Source organism: Staphylococcus sp. HMSC057A08 (assembly GCF_001812925.1).
GTDB lineage: Bacteria > Bacillota > Bacilli > Staphylococcales > Staphylococcaceae > Staphylococcus > Staphylococcus hominis.
In genome coordinates, this window is sequence record NZ_KV810854.1 from 544,460 (window position 1) to 544,828 (window position 369).

General features: G+C 34.1%; 1 pseudogene. It reads right to left on the reverse strand.

The features are described from left to right. Nucleotides 1-369: pseudogene (locus HMPREF2881_RS12165) on the reverse strand (N-acetylmuramoyl-L-alanine amidase); the annotation flags it as partial.

Here is a 369-nt window from a genome sequence, read left to right on the forward strand (position 1 = left end):
CACGACACCAACCATTTTTAATTTCAAAGATATAAAATTTATCATATCCTGCTCTATAAGTATTGTTTGTCACGTACCACTCTTTACCTTTGAACTTAACTAATGATGCACCATAATAATCGACACGCGCTCTAAATTTAGCTTTAGATGACTTCTTCATGTTTAAAGGCGGAATACTATTCACTTTTAAACCTGTTGTATCTGCAAGAATATTACGTTGCGCTACTGCTTGTTTATCATCTTTTTTCGCAAACTTTTTACCACCTGCTGTTTTATAAATATCTTTAACGATTAGGCGTTCATACCATACATAACCGTCATTGCTTGGACTGTAAACTCTAGCCCAACCATCACGAATTTCATATACAT